20 protein-coding genes are annotated in these 23,878 nt (G+C 46.2%); 16 read left to right on the plus strand and 4 right to left on the minus strand.

Annotated features, from left to right (window positions below; all coding sequences use genetic code 11):
* Positions 1 to 65 precede the first annotated feature (65 nt).
* The 7 genes from L0660_RS10990 to L0660_RS11020 all read left to right on the plus strand — a co-directional run bounded on the left by L0660_RS10990 (position 66) and on the right by L0660_RS11020 (position 6,604).
* Positions 66 to 1,718: a UxaA family hydrolase gene (locus L0660_RS10990; RefSeq protein WP_235159508.1), complete on the plus strand. Its 1,653-nt coding sequence runs from the start codon at positions 66 to 68 to the stop codon at positions 1,716 to 1,718.
* A 391-nt stretch (positions 1,719 to 2,109) separates the two neighbouring features.
* Entirely contained in the window at positions 2,110 to 2,883 is a 774-nt protein-coding gene (locus tag L0660_RS10995; protein WP_235159509.1) for an SDR family NAD(P)-dependent oxidoreductase, read from the plus strand.
* 85 nt (positions 2,884 to 2,968) lie between these two features.
* On the plus strand, positions 2,969 to 3,832 hold the full coding sequence (locus L0660_RS11000; RefSeq protein ID WP_235159510.1) for a fumarylacetoacetate hydrolase family protein: 864 nt from the start codon (positions 2,969 to 2,971) through the stop codon (positions 3,830 to 3,832).
* Position 3,833: 1 nt separating this feature from the next.
* Entirely contained in the window at positions 3,834 to 4,664 is an 831-nt protein-coding gene (locus tag L0660_RS11005) for an amidohydrolase (RefSeq protein WP_235159511.1), read from the plus strand.
* 3 nt (positions 4,665 to 4,667) lie between these two features.
* Positions 4,668 to 5,000 (plus strand): L-rhamnose mutarotase, encoded by a 333-nt coding sequence (locus L0660_RS11010; RefSeq protein WP_233796948.1) that lies wholly within the window; start codon positions 4,668 to 4,670, stop codon positions 4,998 to 5,000.
* A gap of 42 nt (positions 5,001 to 5,042) precedes the next feature.
* A complete protein-coding gene (locus tag L0660_RS11015) occupies positions 5,043 to 5,825 on the plus strand; it encodes an endonuclease/exonuclease/phosphatase family protein (protein ID WP_235159512.1) in 783 nt (260 codons plus the stop codon).
* A 2-nt stretch (positions 5,826 to 5,827) separates the two neighbouring features.
* Positions 5,828 to 6,604 carry a (Fe-S)-binding protein gene (locus L0660_RS11020; RefSeq protein WP_235159513.1) on the plus strand — a complete coding sequence of 259 codons (777 nt, stop codon included), beginning with the start codon at positions 5,828 to 5,830 and terminating at the stop codon, positions 6,602 to 6,604.
* 93 nt (positions 6,605 to 6,697) lie between these two features.
* Here L0660_RS11020 and L0660_RS11025 read toward each other — a convergent pair whose 3' ends face one another.
* Complete coding sequence (locus L0660_RS11025; RefSeq protein WP_233796946.1) at positions 6,698 to 7,090, minus strand: hypothetical protein; 393 nt, start codon at positions 7,088 to 7,090, stop codon at positions 6,698 to 6,700.
* A gap of 242 nt (positions 7,091 to 7,332) precedes the next feature.
* Between L0660_RS11025 and L0660_RS11030 the strand changes: the two genes are divergently transcribed.
* The 8 genes from L0660_RS11030 (at position 7,333) to odhB (ending at position 20,003) form a co-directional block, all read left to right on the plus strand.
* Positions 7,333 to 8,709 carry a lactate utilization protein B gene (locus tag L0660_RS11030; protein ID WP_235159514.1) on the plus strand — a complete coding sequence of 459 codons (1,377 nt, stop codon included), beginning with the start codon at positions 7,333 to 7,335 and terminating at the stop codon, positions 8,707 to 8,709.
* Between the two features lie 4 nt (positions 8,710 to 8,713).
* Positions 8,714 to 9,301 carry an LUD domain-containing protein gene (locus L0660_RS11035; protein ID WP_235159515.1) on the plus strand — a complete coding sequence of 196 codons (588 nt, stop codon included), beginning with the start codon at positions 8,714 to 8,716 and terminating at the stop codon, positions 9,299 to 9,301.
* 98 nt (positions 9,302 to 9,399) lie between these two features.
* A complete protein-coding gene (gene cmk / locus L0660_RS11040; RefSeq protein ID WP_026631641.1) occupies positions 9,400 to 10,107 on the plus strand; it encodes a (d)CMP kinase in 708 nt (235 codons plus the stop codon).
* Positions 10,061 to 11,179 (plus strand): FAD-binding oxidoreductase, encoded by a 1,119-nt coding sequence (locus L0660_RS11045; protein ID WP_235159516.1) that lies wholly within the window; start codon positions 10,061 to 10,063, stop codon positions 11,177 to 11,179. The genes cmk and L0660_RS11045 overlap by 47 nt, the downstream gene beginning before the upstream one ends.
* A gap of 16 nt (positions 11,180 to 11,195) precedes the next feature.
* Positions 11,196 to 14,420 (plus strand): hypothetical protein, encoded by a 3,225-nt coding sequence (locus tag L0660_RS11050; RefSeq protein WP_235159517.1) that lies wholly within the window; start codon positions 11,196 to 11,198, stop codon positions 14,418 to 14,420.
* 99 nt (positions 14,421 to 14,519) lie between these two features.
* Positions 14,520 to 15,443 (plus strand): PorP/SprF family type IX secretion system membrane protein, encoded by a 924-nt coding sequence (locus tag L0660_RS11055; RefSeq protein ID WP_235159518.1) that lies wholly within the window; start codon positions 14,520 to 14,522, stop codon positions 15,441 to 15,443.
* 112 nt (positions 15,444 to 15,555) lie between these two features.
* Positions 15,556 to 18,318, plus strand: coding sequence for a 2-oxoglutarate dehydrogenase E1 component (locus L0660_RS11060; protein ID WP_233796940.1), 2,763 nt, complete (start codon positions 15,556 to 15,558; stop codon positions 18,316 to 18,318).
* 50 nt (positions 18,319 to 18,368) lie between these two features.
* Entirely contained in the window at positions 18,369 to 20,003 is a 1,635-nt protein-coding gene (odhB, locus tag L0660_RS11065) for a 2-oxoglutarate dehydrogenase complex dihydrolipoyllysine-residue succinyltransferase (RefSeq protein WP_235159519.1), read from the plus strand.
* Positions 20,004 to 20,098: 95 nt separating this feature from the next.
* Here odhB and L0660_RS11070 read toward each other — a convergent pair whose 3' ends face one another.
* Both L0660_RS11070 and dtd read right to left on the minus strand, forming a co-directional pair.
* Positions 20,099 to 20,428: a nucleotide pyrophosphohydrolase gene (locus L0660_RS11070; RefSeq protein ID WP_235159520.1), complete on the minus strand. Its 330-nt coding sequence runs from the start codon at positions 20,426 to 20,428 to the stop codon at positions 20,099 to 20,101.
* Between the two features lie 88 nt (positions 20,429 to 20,516).
* A complete protein-coding gene (gene dtd / locus L0660_RS11075) occupies positions 20,517 to 20,969 on the minus strand; it encodes a D-aminoacyl-tRNA deacylase (RefSeq protein WP_235159521.1) in 453 nt (150 codons plus the stop codon).
* A 111-nt stretch (positions 20,970 to 21,080) separates the two neighbouring features.
* Here dtd and L0660_RS11080 point away from each other — a divergent pair, with 111 nt between their 5' ends.
* Positions 21,081 to 22,508, plus strand: coding sequence for an L-serine ammonia-lyase (locus L0660_RS11080; protein WP_235159522.1), 1,428 nt, complete (start codon positions 21,081 to 21,083; stop codon positions 22,506 to 22,508).
* Here the strand turns inward: L0660_RS11080 and mgtE are convergent.
* Positions 22,505 to 23,857 carry a magnesium transporter gene (mgtE, locus tag L0660_RS11085; RefSeq protein ID WP_233796935.1) on the minus strand — a complete coding sequence of 451 codons (1,353 nt, stop codon included), beginning with the start codon at positions 23,855 to 23,857 and terminating at the stop codon, positions 22,505 to 22,507. The genes L0660_RS11080 and mgtE overlap by 4 nt on opposite strands.
* Between the last annotated feature and the right edge of the window lie 21 nt (positions 23,858 to 23,878).

Genomic DNA, 23,878 nt, shown 5'->3' on the forward strand with positions numbered 1-23,878 from the left:
CAGTTCATTTGTTGATAAATTCTATTTAAAATACCCGGCGAAATAAAACCAATTTGAAACTGACTATGGCGTCACAGCTTTTAAAAATACATCCTTCTGATAATGTGATCGTTGCATTGCGGGACTTGCCCGTGAATGCCGACGTCGCCTGGGCAGGCAGTCATTATTCGCTGCCTTACGGCGTTTCTGCCAAGCATAAATTTGTGACGGAGGACATTGAAACCGGTGGCGCTATCATCATGTATGGCGTGCTCGTAGGCCGCGCATCGCAGTCCATCCGCAAGGGCGAGCCCATCACAACGTTCAATCTTAAACACGATTCCCAGGATTACAGCACGGCCAACCGGCAGCCTTATTCTTACATTCAGCCGGATGTTTCGAAATGGCAGAACAGAACATTCAAAGGATATCACCGTGAAGACGGCCGCGTAGGCACATATAATTATTGGCTCGTAGTGCCATTGGTATTTTGCGAAAACCGCAACGTGCTGATTATGAAGGATGCGTTCGAGCGCGAGCTGGGTTATGCGCAAACCGATATTTATAGAGAACACGTCAGGGATTTCCTGCATTTATATCAAAGCGGCGACTTGCGCACCATTAAGAGTATGGAAGCATTCACCGAGCGCGAACCTGTTAGAAAGAAACCGGAACGCCCGTTCCAGAATGTGGACGGCATTAAATTCCTAACCCACGAAGGCGGCTGTGGCGGCACAAGAACGGACTCCAACACGCTTTGTGCTCTTTTTGCTTCCTATGCAGTTCACCCCAATGTGGCCGGCATTACGGTTTTGAGCCTGGGCTGCCAGAATTCGGAGTTGAAGACATTGGAAGACGAGATCAAAAAACGCGATCCGAATTTCAACAAACCATTCTTCGCATTCGAGCATCAGAAAGGCACAGAATATTCCTTAATGTCGGGTGCGATCAAGGAAACATTCATGGGTGTTACCAAGATCAATGAGTTCGAAAGAAGCGATGCGCCTTTGTCTAAACTTTCCGTTGGCCTTAAATGCGGCGGTTCGGATGGATTTTCAGGCATTTCTGCGAACCCGGTTTTAGGACATCTTTCGGATATCGTTGTCGGCTTAGGCGGACAGACATTATTAGCAGAGTTTCCCGAACTCAATGGCGTTGAGCAAGAGCTTATTAATCGTTGTGTGACCGAAGAGAAGGCCGCCAAATTTGAAAAACTCATGCGTGACTACGCTGGCAAGGCAGAAGCAGTCGGTTCCGCATTCGCATTCAATCCATCACCCGGAAATATCAAAGACGGACTCATTACAGACGCCATAAAATCAGCCGGAGCAGCCCGCAAAGGCGGTAATGCATATATTTCGGATGTTTTAAACTACACCGAAAGAGCCACGGAATCAGGCTTGCAACTCGTGTGCACACCAGGCAATGATGTAGAAGCAACCACCGGGCAAACAGCCGCAGGCGCCAACATCATCCTTTTTACAACCGGATTAGGAACGCCCACCGGCAACCCGATCTGCCCCGTTGCCAAAGTCGCAACCAACACCACCTTAGCCAACCGCATGCCCGACGTCATCGATTTTGATTGCGGACCGGTTGTTGACGGCACGCAAAGCCTGGAACAAAACGCCGAAGCATTGCTAGAATATGTTATCCGCGTAGCAAGCGGAGAATTGACCAAAGCACAGCAACTAGGCCAGGATGATTTCATCCCCTGGAAAAGAGGCGTCTCTCTCTAAATTTTTCTTAATTGAATGATAGAATCAGAGATTGAAAATATTCTCATTTGATCCCCGGGTTGAAACCCGGGGCAATGCTGATTGATGGGAATCTAAAACAGGCTCTGATCTACAAATTCATTTGCCCCAGAGCAATGCTAACTGATAAGAATTTAAAACAGACTCTATAATCAACAAAATCATTTGCCCCGGGTTTCAACCCGGGGACCTTTGAGAATAATTGAAATAGATTGAGATGATTAAAATAGATTGAGATTAATTGAAATAGATTTGAGATCCATTAAAATATATTTGAAATTAATTTAATATAGATAAAAATTCAGATCAGAAGAAATAATGCAAGTATAGGCCGCTGGAAAGGCCCTTTTGTTTCAATAACATTCAAAATTTCATGTTTGATTTAAGCGGAAAAACAGCATTGGTAACCGGGGGAGCGAGCGGCATTGGCCTGGCGATCTCTCAAACTTTTGCGAAACAGGGCGCATTTGTCCATATTCTTGAACTGAATTTTGATCTGGCCAACCAGGTTGTAAACCAGATCATTGCAGATGGCGGTCAAGCGGAAGCACACGCCATCGATATCTCCAAACAAGCCGACGTGGTCAATGTGATCAACGCCATTGCGACCAATCACAAGATCAACATTCTGGTTAACAATGCCGGAATTGCGCATGTAGGAAAGGCGGATAACACGGCTGAAATTGATTTTGACCGCGTTATTAATGTCAATGTGAAAGGTGTTTACAATTGCCTCATGGCGACTATTCCGCATTTGAAAGCCAATGGCGGCGGGGTGATTCTGAACATGGCATCTATCGCAGCCACGGTCGGCATTCCGGACCGGTTTGCTTACTCTACGGCCAAAGGGGCGGTTTATTCCATGACATTATCGGTTGCCCGGGACTATCTGGCGGATGGCATTCGCTGCAACAGCATTTCGCCGGCGCGCGTGCACACGCCGTTTGTGGATGGATTTATTTCCAAAAATTATCCTGGCAAAGAAGAAGAAATGTTCGAAAAGCTTTCCAAAACACAACCTATTGGCAGAATGGCCAAGCCTGAGGAAATCGGTGCAATGGCATTGTATCTCTGCTCAGACGAAGCCGGTTTTATCACGGGCTGCGACTATCTGATTGACGGTGGATTTGAGAAGCTGAATAATTAAGCAACTGTTATTGACAGGCTTTTGAAACATTAAGAAATAACTAAAAAAGGCGTAAAGCAAAACCGCTGCAAGCCATATAAAACTTATGAAACTTTTTCGATTTGGTGCTTTTGAGCAGGAAAAACCGGGTGTGGAACTTCCCGATGGTACGAAACTGGATGTGTCTGCATTTGGTGAAGATTACAATGAGAAATTTTTTGCAACTGACGGCTTAACTCGCCTTACAGAATGGTTAAGTGCCAATCAGTCAAGTTGCCAGGAAGTTGTGGAAGGTTTCCGTTACGGTTCTTGCGTAGCTCGCCCGTCTAAAATTGTGTGCATAGGCATGAACTACGCCAAGCACGCTTACGAATCCGGTGCGACAGAATTGCCAAAGGAACCGATCGTATTTTTTAAATCAACTTCTGCATTGTGCGGGCCTAATGACCAGGTGATTATCCCAAGAAATTCGGAGAAAACGGACTGGGAAGTGGAGCTGGCTGTGATCATTGGCAAGAGAGCCAGTTATGTAGAAGAAGCAGATGCGCTAAGCTATGTAGCGGGTTACGCAGTCCATAACGACTATTCAGAACGCGCGTTCCAAATGGAGCGTGGCGGACAATGGGTGAAGGGAAAAAGCAATGACACATTTGCACCATTGGGGCCTTACCTGGTGACAGCTGACGAGGTGGGCAATGCAAATGACCTCGAACTCTGGCTGACATTAAACGGTAAAAAAATACAGGATAGCAGCACCTCGGACATGATTTTCCAGGTTCCGTTCCTGATCAGTTACCTGAGCCAGTTCATGACATTGCTGCCGGGCGATATGATCACAACCGGAACACCAGCAGGCGTGGGCCTGGGCATGAAGCCACAGGTTTACCTGAAAGCAGGTGACGTTGTTGAGCTCGGGATTGAAAAATTAGGTTCGCAAAAACAGGAAGCAATCGCCTGGAAGCCTCTATAATATGGTTATCGACGCACACCAGCATTTCTGGATTTTTGACGCTGAACGCGATGCATGGATCACGCCCGAGATGCAGGCAATCCGCAAGAACTTTCTGCCCGAAGATTTACAACCGGTTTTGAAAGAAAACCGCGTGGATGGCTGCGTGGCTGTGCAGGCTTCGCAGTCCAGGTCGGAAACGGAATTTCTGTTGCAGCTTGCTGAGGCTAATGATTTTATCAAAGGCGTGGTGGGTTGGGTCGATTTGCAGGCGGAAGATTTATATGATCAGCTTGAAAAGTATTCGCAATTTGAGAAGCTAAGGGGTTTCAGGCACGTGGTACAAGGTGAGGCGGAAGGATTTATGCTGCAACCTGCATTCATTAAGGGCGTTGGTCAGTTGGTTGCTTTTGATTTTACCTATGACATTCTGATCCGTCAGGACCAGTTGAAAGAAGCATTCAATTTCGCGGTTAAGCTGCCTAATGTGCATTTTGTGCTGGACCACATTGCCAAACCCTTGATCAAAAACGGCGAAATGCAGCCTTGGGCAACGGACATGCGCGAGCTCGCAGAACTTTCCAATGTAAGCTGCAAAGTGTCCGGAATGGTTACCGAAGCCGATTGGAAAAACTGGGAAAAAGCAGATTTCCGGCCTTACCTGGATGTTGTTTTCGAAGCATTCGGAACGGACAGATTAATATATGGTTCCGACTGGCCGGTCTGCCTCGTTGCAGCTGAGTATGAGGGTGCAAAGGGCATTTTGACCGACTATCTGAGCATGTTTTCAGATTCGGAATTGCAGAAAGTGATGGGTAAAAATGCAGTGGAATTTTATAGTCTTGATGTTTGATTTATGAAAAAATACTGTCTTGCGGTGGATCTGGTGAATGATCCGGTGATGATTGCCGAGTATGAACAATATCACAAAAAAGCCAGGCCTGAAATTGAAAAAAGCATCCTGGATGCCGGGATCACCCAAATGGAGATTTACCGGATCGGGGAGCGCCTTTTCATGATCATGGAAACGGAAGACGATTTTAGTTTTGAAAATAAAGCCCGGATGGACGCCGCCAATGCGCAGGTCCAGGAATGGGAACAGCTCATGTGGAAGTATCAAAAAGCCCTTCCATCCGCCAAACCAGGTGAAAAATGGGTGTTAATGGATAAAATATTTGCCCTCAAATAAAAAAGAAGAAGGAAAGATTGGTGACTTAGCGTTCTGAATGGTTTGAGTAAATTAATTTATCTGTTACTAATTGCCAGTTTGTCTTGCACATTGTTTTCTTCCCGGCCGCGCAAGCCTGTGGAAATCAAAGTGATGAGCTTTAACATCCGCCATGGGCTGAACCGGAGCGAGGAATCGAACCTGAGGGATATCCTGAAAATTATCAAGGAACATAAGCCGGACCTGATCGCCTTGCAAGCGGTTGATAGCCTGGTTGGTGATGGAAAAGTGCAGTTTCAGCTCCGGCAAATTGCCGTTCAGACGGGGATGCATTATTTATATGGTGTTGCGGACAAGTCTGAAAACGGCTCGCAGGGCGTAGGAATTTTGTCGACCTGGGAATTTGAAAAAACACAAACCATTGACCTGCCGAAAACAGCAGGCGCGGATCCCAAAGTGCTGTTGTGTGGATTGGTAAAACCAGCAAGAGGACTCACATTCCGGTTTTGTAATGCACGGTTAGAGTACGCCTCGGTTATGGACAGGGCTTTGCAGGCAGCCTATATTAATCAAATGCTCGTCAACAGCATCCAGCCTGTGCTTTTAGGCATGGATATGGGTGCGCGACCGAATGAACAGCCTTATTTTTCTTTCCGGAAAAACTGGCAGGATGCCGCGCAGGGTTCACAGCTGGAAACCTGGAACGAGGGACTGCCCGGCGACCGGCTCGACTATATTTTTGCTTTGCTGAATAATAAAGTAAGGATCAGAAATTACAAGGTAATCAGGAATTACCCGCAGGTTTCGGACCACTACCCCATACTTGCCACCATTGAATTTTGGTAAAAATGAATCACTCGGATTTGAAAATCGGATTGTTTATCCCCTGTTATGTCGATCAGTTTTATCCGCAGGTGGGCATAGCAACGCTCGAACTGCTTGAAAAACTGGGCTGTAATGTAACATTCCCGTTGAGCCAGACGTGCTGCGGGCAGCCAATGGCCAACTCAGGTTTCGAACATTTGACAAAGGAGTGCGACAGGTTATTCTATAATCAATTCGCTGATTGTGATTATGTTGTGTCACCGTCCGGAAGCTGCGTGCTGCACATTAAGGATCATTTGAAGGTGGAAAACAAACCGGATGAGTCCAAGGTGTTGCGTAAGAAAGTGTACGAGCTGGTGGAGTTTATCGTCGATATTTTAAAAGTTGATTTTATCGAAGCTGAATTTCCGCACCGTGTGGGCTTGCATCAGGGTTGTCACGGCCAGCGCGGGCTGCATTTATCACAAATGTCGGAGTTGAATGCGGCGCCGTTTTCCAAACCGGTTTCACTTTTGAAAAGTGTCAGAGGATTGGAATTGGTTGACCTGGACAGGCCGGATGAATGCTGTGGTTTTGGCGGGACTTTTTGCGTGAGTGAAGAAGCGGTTTCTGTGAAAATGGGTAAAGACCGCGTTTCAGACCACATTCGCCATCATGCCGAATACATTACGGGCTCTGATATGAGCTGCCTTTTGCATTTGGAAGGGATTTTGAAAAGAAGCAAAAGCAATGTGCAGGTGAAGCATATCGCAGAGATTCTGAACAGCGCCGTAAAAAAACAAATGCCGATCCCCGCATAGGAACCGGCATTTACAAAGTTTATGGGTGGCGCGTCGCAAAGGAGGGTTTGCAGGCTTGCCAAAGAGGCACAGAATCTGAGAAGCGCTTTGTTGTTAGTTGATAGAAGAAACAACGCGGCTCGTTGTAGTCAGGATATCAAACGATTGTGTAGCCTTCTCTTTACCGTCCGTGATTTCGAATGTGTAAGTTCCATCCATCAAAGTCGATAAGTCGAAATATTTCAAATAGCTGTTGTCAACGCGTCTGTTTTCTGAAAAAAGAACATTGTTATCAGTATCCAAAATGCGAACTGCTACATTTTTAGAAACTGGATTATTATATGAAACGCGGAATTGCATTGGTTTGATCTGAAGAACAGTCAGTTTGTTAGAAACTGTTTCCGTTTTTTCAGTTGCGATGGCGGTTTGTGCATGAACTGTCAATGCTGAACCTGATAAAAGCAAGCCAGTCAAGGCTGCGATGAGAAGCGTGTTTTTAGTTTTCATAAGAGTGAAAATTTAATTGTGTCTAAAAAAAGTTAAACTAAACTTGTTTCAAACTCCGATGCCCTGATCGAATAACTTTGTGATTCAAAAGTATAAGATATTGCATTACAATAAAATAGCTTTTTTAGGTTAAGTAAAAAGTTGTTTATTAAACAAATAGCAAACTTGGAATAGTGCAATGAATGTGAAAAGTACAATTCTTATTCTTTATAAAATACTATTATCAAATTGTTAAGCAAATTATGTCTAAGGCGATAATTGAGCATTCGGTGGCTTCGGAGACCTTTAATAAGGACGAGCCCTATGTAGATTGGCATGATGAGACGCTCTGGTTTGTGCGCCAGAAAAGGGATAAATCCTCGAAATTATTGCCGGAATGGGAGCAATTGCGGGAAACGGCGTCGGGCATTAAGAATTATGTCCTGTCGCATATGGATGAGCTGCTCATTGCTTTTGAACAAAAAGCGAAAGACAACGGCGTCCACATTCACTGGGCCGCTGACGCTGCGGAGCATAACGAGATCGTACTCAATCTTTTGAAGCAAAATAATATCGACAAGATGGTCAAAAGCAAGTCCATGCTGACCGAGGAATGTCATATGAACGAGTTTTTGTCTAAGAACGGGATTGAGGTCATCGACACGGACCTGGGCGAGCGGATTGTGCAGCTAAGGAATGAGCCGCCGAGCCACATTGTGCTTCCGGCAATCCATTTGAAAAAGAAAGACATCGGCGACCTTTTCCACGAGCATTTAGGAACAGAAGCCGGCGCCACGGATCCGCAATATTTAACAGAAGCCGCGCGGCAACATTTGCGCGACAAGTTTTTGACCAGAAGAGCAGCATTAACGGGCGTAAACTTCGCCATCGCCGAAACCGGCGGTTTTGTGGTTTCCACCAATGAAGGAAATGCGGATATGGGCGCACATCTGGCCGACATTCATATCGCCAGCATGGGTTTTGAAAAAATAATCCCGAAACAAAAAGACCTCGCCGTTTTTCTGAGGCTTTTGGCAAGAAGTGCAACCGGCCAGCCCATCACCACTTACAGCAGCCATTTCAAAAAACCACGAGAAGGTCAGGAAATGCACATTATCATCGTCGATAATGGCCGCACGACTCAATTAGGACGCGCCGATTTCAGAAATTCACTCAAATGCATTCGCTGCGGCGCGTGTATGAACACTTGTCCGGTTTACCGCAGAAGCGGCGGGCACAGTTACCACAATGCCGTTGCAGGCCCGATCGGATCGATCCTCGCGCCAAATCTGGATATGACCAAGAATGCCGATCTGCCTTTTGCAAGCACATTATGCGGCAGCTGTTCCAATGTTTGCCCCGTTAAAATTGACATTCATGATCAGCTTTATAAATGGCGGCAGGTTTTGGTAAAAGGCGGGCATGTGCCGCAAGCAAAGGAACTGGGCATTAAGGCCATGTCTGTGGTTTTGTCTCAGCCGAGGTTTTATCAATGGTCTGGCAGGTTAGGGCGCTCCCTGATGCGTACAATCCCTTTTGTAGTGAATAATGGAATGAATCCCTGGTTCAAACAACGCGAAATGCCCGAGCCGCCTAAGGAAAGTTTCCGCGACTGGTATATCCGCAATCGAAAAGAATAATACAATGACCTCACGGGAAAAAATATTGCAGCAAATAAAACTGAATAAACCAGCCGAAACGCAGCTTCCGGAAACCACGCGTTTTGACAGTTTATATGAAAATACAGAAGAGAAGTTCATAGAAACACTCACTGCGATTTACACCGAAGTAATCGTGGTGAAGGATTTAGCAGAGCTTGCACGGAAGGCCGATGAGCTTTACGCTTCCGTTGTCAACCGCGCAACCACCATTCCAGCATTGAGCAATTGGGCCGATTTTAGTCTCAATAACCCGGACCCGCACGCATTGGAGTTGATTGAAATTGCAATCCTGCAAGCGGAATTTGGTGTGGCTGAAAATGGTGCGATCTGGATTTCGGATGCGCATTTGCCGCATCGTGCTCTACCTTTTATTACGCAGAATCTGGCCTTTGTTATTCCAAGAAAAGCGATTGTGAATAACATGCACGACGCATATGAGCGCCTGACCGAGACGACGGGTTGGGGTTGTTTTATTTCCGGACCTTCCAAAACGGCTGACATTGAGCAATCACTCGTCATAGGTGCACATGGCGCGAGAAGTTTGGTTATATTTCTGCTGGAAGAAGCCTGATATGCAGCGGATAATGTAGCAACCGGAGGAAAAAATTGCGTAAAAGCGGCTTCCCGCCCATTCTTTCTTCTATTTTTGCAAATACAAGATTCATCCATATGCCCAAAATAATTGTTGCGATTGATGGCTATTCCAGCTGTGGCAAAAGCACAACTGCGAAACTGGTTGCAAAGCAGCTGAACTACCCTTATATCGACACCGGTGCTATGTATCGGGCTGTTACACTGTATTTTATACAAAATCACGTCAGCCTTACCAATCCCAAAGAAACTGAAACAGCGCTGAGCAACATTCACATTTCCTTCCGCAGGCATGCCGAACTGGGGCGTAACGACACTTACCTGAACGGGCTCAATGTAGAAGATGAAATCCGCAAAATGTATGTTTCTGAAAAGGTGAGCGATGTGAGTGCGATCGCGGAAGTAAGGCACGCGCTGGTGGCGCAGCAACAGCGCATGGGCAAAACCAAAGGCATTGTTATGGATGGCCGGGACATCGGGACCGTCGTTTTTCCGCAAGCGGAATTAAAGATTTTCATGACCGCTGATCCGCTGATCCGCGCGCAAAGAAGGCAACTTGAATTACTCGAAAAAGGAGAGCTGATAGGACTGCCGGAAATTGCCGAAAACCTGAGAATGCGCGATCACATTGATACTACCCGTGCAGAAAGTCCGCTGCGGCAAGCAGCAGATGCTGTTTACATCGATAATTCCCTGATGACGCTGGACGAGCAGGTTGAAATGGTTGTCAGGTTGGCCGATGAGCAGATCGGGTTGTCACTTCGCCGAAGAGCGAGCCGGGCCTGATATGGAAGAGCACGATTATGACTATCTGATTGTAGGGCAAGGCATTGCGGGCACTTCGCTGGCCATGCATTTATTGGATCTTGGTAAAAAGATCTTAATAGTAAACGATTCACGAGCACCTTCTTCCTCAAAAGTTGCGGCGGGGATATTTAATCCTTTAACCGGTAAAAAGCTGGTAAAAACCTGGCTCGCGGACGACCTCTTTCCCTATGCAAAGGGCTTCTACGGTTATCTTGAAGCAATATTTGGTGAGAAATTTGTGCATCCCGCACCTATTTATCGACCATTCCGCTCTATAGCCGAACAAAACACTTATCTCGCCCAGACAGCCGATCCGAAAATCGCTTCCTATATAAAGCAGGACGGAGATTCCGCCGATTTATCCGATTACATTCAGGCCGATTATGGTGGTTTAGAAGTAATCCGCTCTGGCTGGATTGACCTGCCTGTGTTATTGGATCAAAGCAAAAATTATTTTCTTGAATACGGAATGCTTATTGATGAAGCATTCGATATCAATGCGTTGTCTGTTTCAACGGATGGGATTGTTTGGAAAGACAAGACATTCGGAAAGCTGGTTTTATGTCAGGGATTCAGGGCTTTGGAAAACGACTTTTTCAACTGGCTTCCTTTTACGCCGGTGAAAGGGCAAATCCTGGAAATTGAAACGGAAGTTGCGTTGCAAGATTACATTGTGAACCAGGGAATTTTCATGTTTCCGGTGGCTGAAAAAGTAAGCCGGGTAGGAGCCACCTATTCCTGGGATCCGCTGGATTGGGAGCCCACAGAAGAAGCCACTGCTGAACTGAAAGAAAAGCTAGGTGCGGTGCTCAAAATACCGTATCAAATTCGCTCGGAAGTAGCCGGCATCAGGCCGTCTGTAAGGGATCGCAGGCCGTTGATCGGCGTGCATCCTGCATACCATAATGTTGCTATTTTCAATGGATTAGGCACGAAGGGTGTTACGCTGGCGCCATTTTTTGCAAATGAGCTCGCCCAACATTTGGAAAACGGTAAAGAATTGAATCCGCTAGTTAATATTCAGCGGTATTTTTCGTTATATTTCCGTTGAAGTCAGCCTTAGCACTATGAGCATAAAATCTATATACAAGTTAACCTTTTCGGTCGGTCTTTTAGCGGTTTTAGGATTATTTACCGAATCAGTAGCGCAACGCTACCCCTCCCAGGAAACATTTGGAAAGAACAGGGTCCAGTATAAGACCTTTAACTGGAAAATATTCAGAACAACTAATTTCGAAATCTATCATTACCAGGGCGGAACTGCGCTTGCCAAGCTGACTGCGCAATATGCTGAAAGTGAATTTGATAAGATCACCGATATCCTGGGCTGGACTCCTTACAGCCGTGTAAAAATCTTTCTTTACAATTCTCCTGCCGAGTTGGAACAGAGCAACATGGGGCTGTCTACATTGGATAACCTTAATGAGCAGAAACTGGATCTTTCCCAGTCACGGGTGGAAGTTGCATACACTGGAAACCAGGTTACATTTCGCCAGAAACTGGTAAAAGACATTAGCCTATTGTTTGTTTACGACATGCTTTATGGCGGAAATATGAAGGAAGCGCTCCAAAGTTCATTGCTGCTGACGCTACCAGAATGGTTCATGTCTGGAACTGCGGCATACATTGCAGAGGGCTGGTCGCCGGAATTGAATGATTACATGCGTGATTTTTTCAAAAACCGCAATGTGCGTAAGCCGACATTAATGACTGGCAATGACGCTACACTGATCGGTCACTCCATTTGGAATTACATTGCTGAACGCTACGGAAAAGACAAGATTTCAGATATCCTGAACCTTACCCGCATTATCAGAACCGAGCAAACCAGCATTACTAGTACGTTGGGGATTCAGTCTTACAACCGTTTTCTACGTGATTGGAAAGCATATTATTTAAACCAAAATAAAAACGCCGAGCAGTTTTACGCTGATCCGGCTCCAACCTGGAAATATAAGCTGAATGAATTCGGCGTTTCCGATGCAAGCGCCGTGATTAAGGTGTCTCCGGATAAGAAATTTACTGCCGTTAGTGAGATCAAGAATGGTCGTTACAGGGTTTATTTGTTTGATAGTGAGACTGGTAGCAAGAAAATCGTTCGTCAGGGCAAGCTTGATTTCATAGGTGGAAGGGTGAAAACGCAGCCACCGCTTTTAGGCTGGTCCCGAAATAACGTATTATCGATCCTGGCTACTGAAAATGACCGCAAGAATTTTTATCAGTATGAAAACCTGGGCACGAAAAAGGTCAAGGTGAAGCTGAAACGAAATATTCGTGGTCTGGATCAGATTGTGGATATGGATGTTTCGCACGACGGAACAATGCTTGCCGTAAGTGCGGATAAGGGCGGGCAAAATGACCTTTATCTGATCAGCGTTGCACGGGCTTCTGCATTGCCATTAACAAGCGATCTTTACGATGACCTTTCCCCACGTTTCGTGCAAGGATCGTCGCGCAGGGTGATTTTCTCTTCCAACCGGTCGGTGGATTCGCTGGGAACAGGTGATAAGGGAAATTACAAATCAATTTCGGGCTCGTTTACGATTTTCGAGCATGATGGAACGCCCAAGTCGGACAATCTGCTGAAACTCGTTCAGGCGGATGGAAAAACCAAGATACTACCGGTTTACGCGGACGAAAATGACATTGTATACATTTCGAATGAGAAAGGCGTAAGCAACCTTTTTAAATTTAACCGTGCAAGCAATACAAATTCCCAGCTTACCAACTACATTCAAGGCATCAGAAATGCGGATTTGACAACCAAGTCGGGTGGAGGACTGGCTTACACTTATTTGAACGACGGTTATTACACAGCGGCTTTCAAAAATGGTTTTGACATCAATGCAACGGTGAGCACACCGCCATTGACCAATGGTGCTGCGGCGTCGTCTCCGGCTGGAACATCAGCTGCTGGTGCAACAACGGCCCAGAAAGCAGATTCGGCACAGCAGGCAAAACCTGCCGGAACGCCTAAAATCGCCCTGAAAGAAGGTGAAGTGGATACCGATAATTACGAATTTGACGAGGACGTTCTGAAAGCTTTCGAGTCAAAACAGCGCCGGGGAACATTCCCGACATCGCCTAGCACATTGTCGAGGTCGAAAGCGACAAGGGAGAACATTGCTATCAAAGGGCCGTATCCATACAAAGGATTATTCATTACCAATGACGCCAATTCCGACTGGCGCATCGACCCGATCAGAGGATTTGGTTACGCTCAGTCCATTTCGATGAATGATCTGCTTGAAAACCATGTGATCAAAGCAGGACTTTTCATTTCCTCGAATTTCCGCAACAGCGATCTTTTTGCAGAATATAATAACAATACTTACCGCATTGATTTCGGGCTGCGTATAGATAGAAAGAGCCTTTACGTTGATTCTGAGGGAGCGCCGCAGAAATACCGGTTTAACCAGCTGATGTTCACGGCATCTTATCCATTTTCGACGACAAGCCGTTTCTCGCTTTCCCCGATGTTCAGCTCTACACGTATGATCGATGTGTATTTGCTGCCAAATCCTGACCTGGCATCGAACTATGGTGGTTTGCGGAGTGAATATGTGTTTGATAACACGCGTGTAAACGGCATGAATATGATGGAAGGAACGCGTTTCAAGATCCGTTATGACCTGCAACAAGGCCTGTCAAATGGCAATGAAAGTTTTAACCGCGTAAGCCTCGATTTTCGTCATTACCAAAAAATCCACCGCGACCTGATCCTGGCGGTTCGTGCTTCTGCGAGTCATTCGGGTGGTAAGGCGCCAAAACAGAACATTCTGGGTGGGATGGAAAACTGGATCGGAAACAAGAAGGAAGTACGCACCGGTGACAACCCGCTCGATTTCCAGAAAGACAACCGCGACATTTTCTTCGCCGATTTCGCCACCAATTTGCGAGGCTTTAAGCTGAACCGATTATCCGGAACAAGCTATATGTTGCTGAATGCCGAATTGAGAATACCATTGGTGAAATATCTTTATCGCGGTGCGATCACTTCCAGCTTCCTACGCAACTTCCAGATCGTCGGTTTTGGCGATATCGGAACTGCATGGACGGGTAAGGGGCCATTCAGCGAAAACAACAGTTTGAATACACAAATTATTGGAAGCGAGGAAGATCCGTTCCGCGCAACGGTTACCAACTTCAAAAACCCATATTTAATGGGTTATGGAGTAGGCGCCAGAACGACGTTATTTGGCTTTTATGCTAAGTTTGATTACGCCTGGGGTGTCGACAATGGTTATACAAATAAGGCCGTTCCTTACGTGACATTAGGCTATGATTTTTAATTAAAAAATCAGTATAAATTTTAAATTCACGGTTCTTATTGGTGGCAAGGGATAACTTCTCTTGCCATTTTTAGTTAGTAATTGATTTAAATAAATCTCATGAACACACAACTTTTCCGGATCAGATTAAATATTTCCCTTTGGCTGTTGGCAGCCGCAAGTTCACAGCCTGTTTTGGCGCAAAGAGAAGTCCTTTACGAACAATACGTGCAAAGCCCGATGACCATTAACCCCGGCTTTACAGGTGTGCGGGAGACTTTCAATATGACGGCAATGTTCCGCAGAAAATGGTTTAACATTCAAAACTCGCCATCCAGTCAGACATTCACCGCAGACGGGACCGTTGCCAATGGCAAGTTTGGAATAGGCTTTATGGCATTGAATGACCAGACGAGTTTTTTCACTACGACGGGCTTTTCCGGCTCGTTCGCCTATCATCTCGGAATTTCGGACAATTGGAAGCTCGGGCTTGGTGCGCAGGGTGGAATTAATGTGCTTCCGGTTGTGGATTTGAGCTCTTCCAGGAATAATACGGTGCTTGGAAGTTTCGGAATCGGGGCATGGCTGCGTTCGGATCGTCTGTATTTCGGGATATCAAAACCGGAACTATTGACACAGAATTTCGGCAATCAGGCAATAACCAGCGTTTATCGTCGTCCCTTATATATAATGGCTGGTGGCAGTTACTATTTAAATGATGATCTGATGATATTGCCACACGTTCTGTTTGTCCAGGAGAAGGACCATGCATTGCGTTTCGACCTGGGCAGCAGGTTTTGGTTTAATGAAAAAGTCGGCATAGGGGCGTCATACCGGATTGGAGGCGGATATCAGTCTTTTTCGCAGAAAGTGGATTATTTGCAGATCTCGGCAGAAGTGCAGGCAGGAAAGAATATCAGATTGGGATATTTTTACAGCACGCGCCAGGTTGAGCAACTTTACGCCAACTATTCCGGCCCGAAAGGCATACATGAACTTATGCTGAAATTTGTCCCGAGTCCGAACGGGTTTCAGAAAAACTAGTGCGGCTGGACGGTCAGAGATCGTTTTTGGCCTAAGTTAAAAGGATAATTTATTCGTAATGTTTTAATAAGTCTCGTACCTTTGTGCGGTAAATGAAATACTCACTTTTGTGATGGATAAATACACATATATAGCAAATTCCGACGGCGCTTACATAGAGGAATTGTACAATTCCTATAAGCAGAATCCAGCTTCAGTAGACGAAGGCTGGCAGAAATTTTTTGAAGGCTTTGACTTCTCACAAAAGTATCCTGTCAACGGCAACGGCCACGCGAACGGCGCTGCTAATGGCAAGGAAGCAGCCACAATTTCGAAAACTGATCCCTCCCGTATCCGCAAGGAAATGGAAGTTGTCCACTTAATCCGTGGATTCAGGTCAAGAGGCCACTTACTGGCAACTACCAACCCCATTCAAAAACGCAAGGATCGTCAGCCTCAGTTAGATATCGCTGATTTTAATCTTGGGAATGAAGATTTGGACACGGTTTTTGAAGCAGGCGTTGAGCTTTTCGGTCGTCCGGCGTCACTGCGTGAAATCGTCGATTCGCTAAAAACGATTTATACAAGAAACATTGGTTTCGAATATTTATACATCCGTGACCGCGAGCAAAAAAGCTGGTTGCGCAAGAAAATTGAGAAGGAAGCATTGAATATGAGTTTCTCGATTGATGAGAAAAAACATATTCTTTCAAAGCTGAACGAAGCGGTTGTTTTTGAGAATTTCCTTCACACAAAATATTTAGGTCAAAAGCGTTTTTCTCTGGAAGGTGGCGAAACTACCATCCCTGCATTGGACGCGATGATCAACAAGGCTGCTGAAATGGGCGTTGTAGAAGTAATGATCGGGATGGCACACCGTGGCCGTCTGAACGTGCTTGCCAACGTGATGCAGAAAACTTACGGCCAGATCTTCAACGAGTTTGAAGGTAACTTGCCTGACCAGGTTTGGGGAGACGGCGACGTGAAATATCACATGGGTTTTGCGAGCCAGATCACAACCAAGAATGGTGAAAAAGTGCACTTGAAACTGGCGCCTAACCCTTCTCACCTTGAAGCCGTTAACCCGGTTGTAGAAGGATATATCCGGGCACGTGCCGATGGTATGTACGACAGTGATTACGACCGCGTTTTGCCTGTTCTGATTCACGGTGATGCAGCGGTTGCCGGTCAGGGGATTGTTTATGAAGTGACCCAAATGTCTGCTTTAAATGGCTACTACACAGGTGGGACCATTCACTTTGTGATCAATAACCAGGTTGGTTTTACAACAGACTTCATTGACGCAAGGTCCAGCATTTACTGTACAGACATTGCCAAGATTGTGGATGCACCTGTTTTGCACGTAAATGGGGATGATCCTGAGGCAGTTGTATTTTGTATGCGACTGGCTGTAGAATATCGTCAGACCTTCAATAAGGACATTTTCATTGATATGGTTTGCTATCGTCGTCATGGTCACAACGAGGCGGACGAACCGAAATTTACGCAGCCGGTTCTTTATAAATCCATTGAGAATCACCAGAATCCACGGGAGATTTATCAAAAAACGCTTTCAGATCGCGGTGATATAGACGCGCAGCTGGCGGCTAATATGGACAAAGAGTTCAAGCAGCTTTTGCAGGAGCGTTTGGATATGGTGAAGCAAAAAGCATTGCCATATATCATGCCGAAACTGGAACAGGAATGGCATACATTGCGCAAATCGAGGCCGGAAGATTTTGAAAAATCGCCTGAAACCGGTGTTCCGTTGGAAACATTGGAAAAAATCGGGAAGGCATTGATCAGCACGCCTGAGAATTTCAGCCGTCTGAAACAGATCGATAAGTTGCTCAAAGATCGTGAGCAAATGATTTTTGATAAAAAAGAAGTAAACTGGGCAACAGCCGAATTGCTTGCTTACGGTTCCATTCTTACGGAAGGGAACATTGTCAGATTAAGCGGCCAGGATGTGCAGCGCGGAACATTCTCTCACCGTCATGCGGTGCTTAGGGACGTGGAAACGAATGCAGCTTACAATAGTTTACAGCATATTCAGGAAGGTCAGGGGCCGTTCATGATCTATAATTCGCTGCTATCAGAATACGGCGTTTTAGGTTTTGAATTTGGTTATTCCATGGCAAATCCTAATGCATTGGTGATCTGGGAAGCGCAGTTTGGTGACTTTGCAAATGGTACGCAGGTGATCATCGACCAGTTTGTTACTTCAAGTGAAACGAAATGGGATCGCTGGACAGGATTGGTAATGCTACTGCCTCATGGATATGAAGGCCAGGGACCGGAGCACTCCAATGCACGGCCGGAGCGTTATTTGCAGCTTTCTGCTAATTACAACCTGATTGTAGCAAACGTAACAACGCCTGCAAACTTCTTCCACCTGATGCGCCGGCAGTTGAAATTCCCGTTCCGCAAGCCTTTGGTAGTAATGTCGCCAAAATCAATGCTGAGACATCCATTGTGTGTTTCGCCGATCGACAGCCTCGTTAACGGCTCGTTCCAGGAAACGATAGGAGACACTTTTGCAGATCCGAAAAAGGTGAAAAAAGTGTTGCTGTGCACAGGAAAGCTTTATTATGAGCTTTACGAAAAACAGCAGACAGATAAGCGCGACGATGTTGCCATTATCCGTCTTGAACAAATGCATCCGTTCCCGCAGACGCAGATTGATGCACATTTGGCACAATATACCAATGCAAAAGTATATTGGGTGCAGGAAGAACCTTTCAATATGGGTGGCTGGACATTCATGCTGAGAATGTACAAAGGCGCAAATCCATTGCAGGTAATTGCCCGCGAATCAAGCGCTTCTCCTTCGACCGGTTTCTCGAAAATCCATGCGAAAGAGCAGGCAGAGATTATTAGCAGAGCTTTTGAATGATATTCCTATAAAATTTAGACACTTAGTTCGATAACAAGATTGCACATAAAATGGCTGAAATTGAGATAAAAGTACCGCCCGTTGGCGAGTCCATTACAGAGGTTACAATAGGGAATTGGTTCAAAAATGATGGCGATTTTGTGAAAATGGATGAGGTCATTTGTGGACTCGATTCGGATAAAGCGACATTTGAACTGACAGCAGAAGCAGAAGGCACCCTGCACATTAAAGCGCAGGAAGGCGATACGCTGAACATTGGCGACCTGATTGCAACCATCGATTCAGCCGCGAACGGTGCATCGAAAGATACTGCTCCGAAACAGGAAGCTGCCCCTGCTGCCAACGCCGCTGCACCAGCTGCGTCCGCCGCTGAGGAACCGGCTGCCGATAAAATTGAAGACAAAGCAGGTGAACCCGCCGCTGTTGCGCCAGCACAAACTGCTGCCGCTCCTGCCGGAGGTGGAAAACCATATGAAATGAAAGTTCCGGCAGTAGGAGAGTCTATTACGGAGGTTACCATTGCTTCATGGAGCAAAAAAGACGGTGATCACGTAGAAGTTGACGAGATCCTATGCGAACTTGAATCGGATAAAGCAACATTTGAATTACCCGCAGAAGCAGCAGGAACGTTGCGGATTGTTGGAAAAGAAGGTGAAACATTGTCCATTGGTGCGATCATCTGCACCATCGAGCCGGGAGCCGGCGGAGCACAGGCATCCGCAGGATCTTCTCAGCAAGCCGCTGCACCAGCCGCGGAGACAGGTGGATCAGATAAAGCATACAGCGAAAAACACGCATCACCTGTTGCTGCGAAAATTTTGGCTGAAAGAGGAATTGATCCGAAAGACGTGAATGGTTCAGGATCAGGCGGACGCATTATGAAAGACGATGCATTAAAAGCAGGCAGCAAACCAGCTGAAACTGCTGCACCGTCACAATCAGCTGCTCCGAAACCTGCCGCACCTGCCGCAGCGCCAGCCGGAGCAAGAGGTCAGCGTCGTGAGAAAATGTCTTCACTGCGTAAGACGATCGCACGCAGATTGGTTGCTGTGAAAAATGAAACGGCCATGCTTACCACGTTCAACGAGGTGGATATGAAGCCGGTTATGGACGTACGTTCGAAATTCAAAGATAAATTCAAAGAGAAGCATGAAGTTGGTTTAGGCTTTATGTCATTCTTTGTGAAAGCAGTAACCGTTGCGTTGAAAGACTTCCCGGTTATCAATGCCTATATGGATGGCGATGAACTGGTTTACAATGATTATGCAGACATTTCGGTGGCAGTCTCAACGCCTCGCGGCTTGGTTGTTCCTGTAATCCGCAATGCTGAAACATTGTCATTTGCAGCAGTTGAAAAAGAAATCGTTCGCTTGGCCGTTCGCGCCCGGGATGGAAAACTTGGACTGGATGAAATGTCCGGTGGAACATTCACGATCACCAACGGAGGAACATTCGGTTCGATGCTTTCAACACCGATCATCAATGCACCGCAGTCAGCGATTCTGGGAATGCACAACATTGTTGAACGCGCAGTTGTGGTGGACGGCCAGATCGTTATCCGTCCTATTATGTACGTGGCACTTTCTTATGACCACCGCACCATTGACGGTAAAGATTCTGTAAGCTTCCTGGTTCGCGTGAAGCAGCTTCTGGAAGATCCGATGAGATTATTGCTGGATATGTAATTCAAGCATTGCATTATAAATGATGAAGAGAGCCTGGGCAACCGGGCTCTCGTCTTGTTTTTAGAAGAAATTGAGAATCAACATTACAAGCATATCTAGTCAATTAACTTCTCATTATTCTTATGCCGGTCCTTATCCCGTTCCGTTTTCTTCGCCATGTTTTTTTCAAAAGCCTCGGTCAGGTTAATGCCTGTTTGATTAGCAAGGCATATCAGCACCCACATTACATCCGCCATTTCATCGCCCAGGTCTTTGCCCAAATCCGATTTCTTGAAGGACTGATCTCCATATGTCCTGGCCATAATGCGGGCAAGTTCTCCTACTTCCTCCGTCAGGATCGCCATATTAGTCAATTCAGAAAAATAACGGACGCCATAGGTTTTGATCCAGGTGTCAACTTGTGCTTGGGCTTCTTGGATGGTCATAAGGGTTAATGAGTGAATTTTGAATGAGTGAATGTTTGAGTGATATGATATTTGATTCTAACGATGTGATTGCTGATCGCCCTTCGTCTTATATTCTGTTTTTCGAATCTATGATGATGGTTACTGGCCCGTCATTGAGCAATGCTACTTTCATATCGGCACCGAAGATTCCACGTTGGATGGGTTTTTCTAATTCTTTTTCCAGGAAGGTGATCATTCCTTCGTAAAGTGGGGTTGCTATTTCGGGCCTGGCTGCTTCGATGAAGGAGGGCCGGTTTCCCTTTTTTGTGCTTGCATGCAGCGTGAACTGGCTGATCAGCAAAATGTCCCCGTCCACAGCTTTGAGGTCAAGATTCATCTTATCATCACTATCTCCAAACACGCGCAGACCAACAATTTTCCTGCCCAACCACTCAATATCTTCCTGACTATCAAGATGTGTAATGCCCAATAAAACCAGAAAGCCCTTTTGTATTTCCCCTTCAACTTTCCCTTCAATTGTAACAGAAGCGCTGCTTACGCGCTGGACTACTGCGATCATTTGTATTATGCTTGAATATTCGAATACTGTAAAGGTAACCCAAGAATTTCCAGGTTTCCAAAACCTCGAAAAGTCTCGCTAACTTTACAAAGGTCAAGTCAACTATCCAAAATGAAAGAGGAACGCATATCCGTTTTTGATATTTTTAAGATTGGGATTGGGCCTTCCAGTTCGCATACGATTGGGCCATGGCGGGCGGCTCAGCAATTTTTGCAGGCTGTTCAGGCGAAGGATGCGTTGGATGAGGTGCGGGCTGTTGACATTCATCTTTATGGTTCACTGGCCAAAACGGGCAAGGGGCATGGGACGGATATTGCGGTGATCCTGGGTTTGAGCGGTTATGATCCGGTTACGGTGAAGACGGAACATATTGATGAGATCCTGGCTGAAATTGCCTCAAAGGAATGCATAGTGCTCCCCGGTGACTTACAGGTGGTTTTCTCTCCTAAGGAGAACATCATTTTCCATAAGAACGAGACACTTCCATTTCATCCCAATGGCCTCACATTCATTGCAAACTGCGGAACCAAAGGCTTGATTGAAGAATCATACTACTCGGTAGGCGGCGGTTTCGTGATTCAGGAGGGCAAGGCCGGGGACGAGGTGAAGCCATGCGTGGATCTTCCTTACCCAATCGACCAGGCTGCGGACTTACTGAAATGGCATCATGCTTCACAAAAGCCGATTTGGGAGATTGTTTTAGAAAATGAAAAAGTTTGGAAAGACGAAAAGCTGGTCAGAAACGATTTAATGAATATCTGGCACGTGATGCAGCAAAGCATTTTTCATGGTTGCCAGACGAACGGTGTTTTGCCGGGTGGTTTGAATGTGCAGCGGCGGGCGGCAGCATTAAACGAGAAGCTATTGAAAGACTTTGTCTGCGCTGGCTGTGACGACTGGATGGACGCAATCCGCCGCAGCGGTGCGGGGTTTAGCTATACATTGGATTGGGTAAGTTGCTTTGCCTTAGCAGTTAATGAAGAAAATGCATCATATAGCAGGGTTGTTACTGCGCCAACAAACGGGTCTGCAGGAGTGATTCCGGCGGTGATTCAGTATCATCTTACTTTTTGCGGAGGGACGGATGAAGATGTGTTTCGGTTTTTACTGACAGCCGGTGAAATTGGCAGTATTTTTAAAAAAGGAGCAACACTTTCGGCTGCTATGGGCGGTTGTCAGGCTGAAATTGGCGTTTCTTCGGCTATGGCTGCTGCTGGATTGGCGCAGGTTTCCGGTGGCACGGTTGAACAATGTTTGATGGCTGCTGAAATTGCGATGGAGCATCATCTGGGCCTTACTTGCGATCCTGTGGGCGGTTTGGTGCAGATTCCCTGCATTGAGCGGAATACAATGGGAGCGATTAAGGCGATTACGGCTTGTCAGCTGGCATTGCAAAGTAACCCGGATAATGCGAAAGTCTCGCTGGACAATGTGGTGCATACCATGTGGGAAACGGCACTGGATATGAACAATCGCTATAAAGAGACTTCGGAAGGCGGGTTAGCGGTGAATATCCCGATTAGTTTGAGTGAATGTTAAAGATTCAGCAGCAAATGTGCCAGCCCGAAATATACGCCATAGCCGATGAGGTCGTTGGCTGTGGTGATGAAGGGACCGGATGCTACTGCGGGGTTAATGCCTATTTTTTCAAGTAAAATCGGCGTCATGGTCCCCATAAACGAGGCGAGGAAAACGACGGACATTAATGCTGCCGAAACGACCAATGCTAATTGTATATCGTTGCCAATCAAAAGATTAAAGCCGAAAACAATGGTGCTGATGATAATGCCATTGATAAATGCAACGGCAAACATTCTGATCAGTCGCTGCCCAACCGTTGTGTCCAAGCCGGTTTTATCAGCCAGACTTTGAAGAATAATAGAAGAGGTTTGAATGCCCACATTCCCGCCGGTGGATCCGATAATAGGAATGAATGCGGCCATAGCAGGAATAATTTTCAAATCTCCTTCGAAAAAACTAATAAACTTTGCGGCCAGAATCCCGCCCATCATGCCTACCAGGAGCCACGGTAAACGTGCTTTGGTCTGCTGCCAGATCGTATCGTCCTCTTCCACATCACCCGTAATACCCGCCATGGCCAATGTGTCCGAGCTGGCTTGCTCTGTGATCACGTCGATCACGTCATCAATGGTGATCCGGCCCAAAAGTTTTCCCTGCACATTCACAACAGGCAGTGCGTCAAGGTCGTAACGCTGCATGAGCTCGGCTACTTCTTCGGCCGGGCGGTAAGTTTCCACGAAAATCACATCTTTGTCATACAGACTTTCAATGCGCGTATTTTTATGTGCCAGGACGATTTTTTTAAGTGAAAGAAGGCCTAGCAGTTTGCCAAAATCATCCACAACGTAAACCGCATACACTTTCCCAACATCCTCTGCTTGCTTACGGAGCTCTTCAATACATTGATTTACATTCCAATTGACATTGGCTTTTACCAACTCTTTCTGCATCAAACCACCGGCCACATCTTCGTCGTAATGCAGCAGATCCAGGATAAAACGCGCTTGTTCGCGGTCTTCCAGCAGGGCAATCACTTCTTCGCGAACACGGATAGGCTGCTCGTTCAGCAAATCCACCGCATCATCAGAATCGAAAAGATTGACAAAATGAGAGATTTCCTCTGACGTGAATGCTTTCAAAAACTCACGACGTTCATTCGGATCCATATCCGCCAGGATTTCCGCCCCGCGTTCCACATTCAGCTGCGTGATCAGGAATTTGGCACTTTCTGTTTCCAGCTCTGACAAAAGACCGGTGATATCTGCCGGAAAAAGGCTCTCCGTTTCCCTTCTGATGGAAGCAGAATCCTGTTTTTCAATCAGTTCCAGAATGTGCTCTACGTAATCTTTGGTTAATTCAAACGTCATTGGTCACTTAGCTTTTAGCAA

Source organism: Dyadobacter sp. CY351, assembly GCF_021502625.1.
Classification (GTDB): Bacteria; Bacteroidota; Bacteroidia; order Cytophagales; family Spirosomataceae; genus Dyadobacter; species Dyadobacter chenhuakuii.

Excerpts from the sequence above, each read along its gene's own strand:
- L0660_RS11080 (WP_235159522.1), top strand. The coding sequence starts at position 21,081 with ATGAAAGAGGAACGCATATCCGTTTTTGATATTTTTAAGATTGGGATT.
- L0660_RS11055 (WP_235159518.1), top strand. The coding sequence starts at position 14,520 with ATGAACACACAACTTTTCCGGATCAGATTAAATATTTCCCTTTGGCTG.
- L0660_RS10995 (WP_235159509.1), top strand. The coding sequence starts at position 2,110 with ATGTTTGATTTAAGCGGAAAAACAGCATTGGTAACCGGGGGAGCGAGC.
- L0660_RS11030 (WP_235159514.1), top strand. The coding sequence starts at position 7,333 with ATGTCTAAGGCGATAATTGAGCATTCGGTGGCTTCGGAGACCTTTAAT.
- L0660_RS11025 (WP_233796946.1), bottom strand. The coding sequence starts at position 7,090 with ATGAAAACTAAAAACACGCTTCTCATCGCAGCCTTGACTGGCTTGCTT.
- L0660_RS11005 (WP_235159511.1), top strand. The coding sequence starts at position 3,834 with ATGGTTATCGACGCACACCAGCATTTCTGGATTTTTGACGCTGAACGC.
- L0660_RS11020 (WP_235159513.1), top strand. The coding sequence starts at position 5,828 with ATGAATCACTCGGATTTGAAAATCGGATTGTTTATCCCCTGTTATGTC.
- L0660_RS11035 (WP_235159515.1), top strand. The coding sequence starts at position 8,714 with ATGACCTCACGGGAAAAAATATTGCAGCAAATAAAACTGAATAAACCA.
- cmk (WP_026631641.1), top strand. The coding sequence starts at position 9,400 with ATGCCCAAAATAATTGTTGCGATTGATGGCTATTCCAGCTGTGGCAAA.
- L0660_RS10990 (WP_235159508.1), top strand. The coding sequence starts at position 66 with ATGGCGTCACAGCTTTTAAAAATACATCCTTCTGATAATGTGATCGTT.
- mgtE (WP_233796935.1), bottom strand. The coding sequence starts at position 23,857 with ATGACGTTTGAATTAACCAAAGATTACGTAGAGCACATTCTGGAACTG.
- L0660_RS11050 (WP_235159517.1), top strand. The coding sequence starts at position 11,196 with ATGAGCATAAAATCTATATACAAGTTAACCTTTTCGGTCGGTCTTTTA.
- L0660_RS11045 (WP_235159516.1), top strand. The coding sequence starts at position 10,061 with ATGAGCAGATCGGGTTGTCACTTCGCCGAAGAGCGAGCCGGGCCTGAT.
- L0660_RS11010 (WP_233796948.1), top strand. The coding sequence starts at position 4,668 with ATGAAAAAATACTGTCTTGCGGTGGATCTGGTGAATGATCCGGTGATG.
- dtd (WP_235159521.1), bottom strand. The coding sequence starts at position 20,969 with ATGATCGCAGTAGTCCAGCGCGTAAGCAGCGCTTCTGTTACAATTGAA.
- L0660_RS11070 (WP_235159520.1), bottom strand. The coding sequence starts at position 20,428 with ATGACCATCCAAGAAGCCCAAGCACAAGTTGACACCTGGATCAAAACC.
- L0660_RS11060 (WP_233796940.1), top strand. The coding sequence starts at position 15,556 with ATGGATAAATACACATATATAGCAAATTCCGACGGCGCTTACATAGAG.
- L0660_RS11000 (WP_235159510.1), top strand. The coding sequence starts at position 2,969 with ATGAAACTTTTTCGATTTGGTGCTTTTGAGCAGGAAAAACCGGGTGTG.
- odhB (WP_235159519.1), top strand. The coding sequence starts at position 18,369 with ATGGCTGAAATTGAGATAAAAGTACCGCCCGTTGGCGAGTCCATTACA.